Below are 3085 nucleotides of genomic sequence, written 5' to 3'. Positions count from 1 at the left end.
TTGCTCTTTAACAATCTGGAACAAGCTGAAAATTGAAACATGACAGCTGAAACTTATCCCTCCGTAGATGTATTGGGGTAAGGATTAACCTGTCATAGAGTCTCTCAAATAAACAGCACGACAGTGTCTCTGTTTACAGAAACACCTTCGGGTTGTGAGGTTAAGTGACTAAGCGTACACGGTGGATGCCTAGGCAGTCAGAGGCGATGAAGGGCGTGCTAATCTGCGAAAAGTGTCGGTAAGGTGATATGAACCGTTATAACCGGCAATACCCGAATGGGGAAACCCAGTGTGTTTCGACACACTATCGTATGGTGAATACATAGCCATACGAGGCGAACCGGGGGAACTGAAACATCTAAGTACCCCGAGGAAAAGAAATCAACCGAGATTCCCCTAGTAGCGGCGAGCGAACGGGGAACAGCCCAGAACCTGAATCAGTTCTTGTGTTAGTGGAAGCGTCTGGAAAGTCGCGCAGCAAAGGGTGATAGCCCCGTACACTAAAATGCATTAATTGTGAGTTCGATGAGTAGGGCGGGACACGTGACATCCTGTCTGAATATGGGGGGACCATCCTCCAAGGCTAAATACTCCTGACTGACCGATAGTGAACCAGTACCGTGAGGGAAAGGCGAAAAGAACCCCGGCGAGGGGAGTGAAATAGAACCTGAAACCGTGTACGTACAAGCAGTGGGAGCACCTTCGTGGTGTGACTGCGTACCTTTTGTATAATGGGTCAGCGACTTATATTTTGTAGCAAGGTTAACCGTATAGGGGAGCCGTAGGGAAACCGAGTCTTAACTGGGCGAATAGTTGCAAGGTATAGACCCGAAACCCGGTGATCTAGCCATGGGCAGGTTGAAGGTTGGGTAACACTAACTGGAGGACCGAACCGACTAATGTTGAAAAATTAGCGGATGACTTGTGGCTGGGGGTGAAAGGCCAATCAAACCGGGAGATAGCTGGTTCTCCCCGAAAGCTATTTAGGTAGCGCCTCGTGAATTCATCTTCGGGGGTAGAGCACTGTTTCGGCTAGGGGGCCATCCCGGCTTACCAAACCGATGCAAACTCCGAATACCGAAGAATGTTATCACGGGAGACACACGGCGGGTGCTAACGTCCGTCGTGAAGAGGGAAACAACCCAGACCGCCAGCTAAGGTCCCAAAGTCATGGTTAAGTGGGAAACGATGTGGGAAGGCATAGACAGCCAGGATGTTGGCTTAGAAGCAGCCATCATTTAAAGAAAGCGTAATAGCTCACTGGTCGAGTCGGCCTGCGCGGAAGATGTAACGGGGCTAAACCATGCACCGAAGCTGCGGCAGCGACGCTTAGGCGTTGTTGGGTAGGGGAGCGTTCTGTAAGCCGTTGAAGGTGAACTGTGAGGTTTGCTGGAGGTATCAGAAGTGCGAATGCTGACATAAGTAACGATAAAGCGGGTGAAAAACCCGCTCGCCGGAAGACCAAGGGTTCCTGTCCAACGTTAATCGGGGCAGGGTGAGTCGACCCCTAAGGCGAGGCCGAAAGGCGTAGTCGATGGGAAACAGGTTAATATTCCTGTACTCGGTGTTACTGCGAAGGGGGGACGGAGAAGGCTAGGCTAGCCGGGCGACGGTTGTCCCGGTTTAAGCGTGTAGGGGGAGTGACCTGGTAAATCCGGTTACTTATCAACCCTGAGGCGTGATGACGATGCACTACGGTGCAGAAGTAGTTGATGCCCTGCTTCCAGGAAAAGCCTCTAAGCATCAGGTAACATCAAATCGTACCCCAAACCGACACAGGTGGTCAGGTAGAGAATACCAAGGCGCTTGAGAGAACTCGGGTGAAGGAACTAGGCAAAATGGTGCCGTAACTTCGGGAGAAGGCACGCTGGCGCGTAGGTGAAGAGACTTGCTCTCGGAGCTGAAGCCAGTCGCAGATACCAGCTGGCTGCAACTGTTTAATAAAAACACAGCACTGTGCAAACACGAAAGTGGACGTATACGGTGTGACGCCTGCCCGGTGCTGGAAGGTTAATTGATGGGGTCAGCCGCAAGGCGAAGCTCTTGATCGAAGCCCCAGTAAACGGCGGCCGTAACTATAACGGTCCTAAGGTAGCGAAATTCCTTGTCGGGTAAGTTCCGACCTGCACGAATGGCGTAATGATGGCCAGGCTGTCTCCACCCGAGACTCAGTGAAATTGAACTCGCTGTGAAGATGCAGTGTACCCGCGGCAAGACGGAAAGACCCCGTGAACCTTTACTATAGCTTGACACTGAACATTGAGCCTTGATGTGTAGGATAGGTGGGAGGCTTTGAAGTGTGGACGCCAGTCTGCATGGAGCCAACCTTGAAATACCACCCTTTAATGTTTGATGTTCTAACTCGGCCCCATAATCTGGGGTGAGGACAGTGTCTGGTGGGTAGTTTGACTGGGGCGGTCTCCTCCCAAAGAGTAACGGAGGAGCACGAAGGTTAGCTAATCACGGTCGGACATCGTGAGGTTAGTGCAAAGGCATAAGCTAGCTTGACTGCGAGAGTGACGGCTCGAGCAGGTACGAAAGTAGGTCTTAGTGATCCGGTGGTTCTGAATGGAAGGGCCATCGCTCAACGGATAAAAGGTACTCCGGGGATAACAGGCTGATACCGCCCAAGAGTTCATATCGACGGCGGTGTTTGGCACCTCGATGTCGGCTCATCACATCCTGGGGCTGAAGTAGGTCCCAAGGGTATGGCTGTTCGCCATTTAAAGTGGTACGCGAGCTGGGTTTAGAACGTCGTGAGACAGTTCGGTCCCTATCTGCCGTGGGCGTTGGAAGATTGAGAGGGGTTGCTCCTAGTACGAGAGGACCGGAGTGAACGCACCACTGGTGTTCGGGTTGTCATGCCAATGGCACTGCCCGGTAGCTAAGTGCGGAAAAGATAAGCGCTGAAAGCATCTAAGCGCGAAACTTGCCTCGAGATGAGTCTTCCCTGGGCCTTTAAGGCCCCTGAAGGAACGTTTAAGACTAAGACGTTGATAGGCTGGGTGTGTAAGTGCAGCGATGCATTGAGCTAACCAGTACTAATGATCCGTGAGGCTTAACCTTACAACACCAAAGGTGTTTT

General features: G+C 51.8%; 1 rRNA gene. It reads left to right on the top strand.

Annotated elements, in window-relative coordinates:
• The first annotated feature begins 158 nt into the window (after positions 1 to 158).
• A 23S ribosomal RNA gene (locus ACKWMY_RS27965) occupies positions 159 to 3066 on the top strand.
• Positions 3067 to 3085 lie beyond the last annotated feature (19 nt).

Origin of the sequence: Serratia sp. J2 (genome assembly GCF_046269175.1) — a bacterium.
GTDB classification, from domain to species: Bacteria; Pseudomonadota; Gammaproteobacteria; order Enterobacterales; family Enterobacteriaceae; genus Chania; species Chania fonticola_C.
Note: the sequence above shows the minus strand (reverse complement) of the source record. Positions and strands in the feature narration are given on the sequence as shown.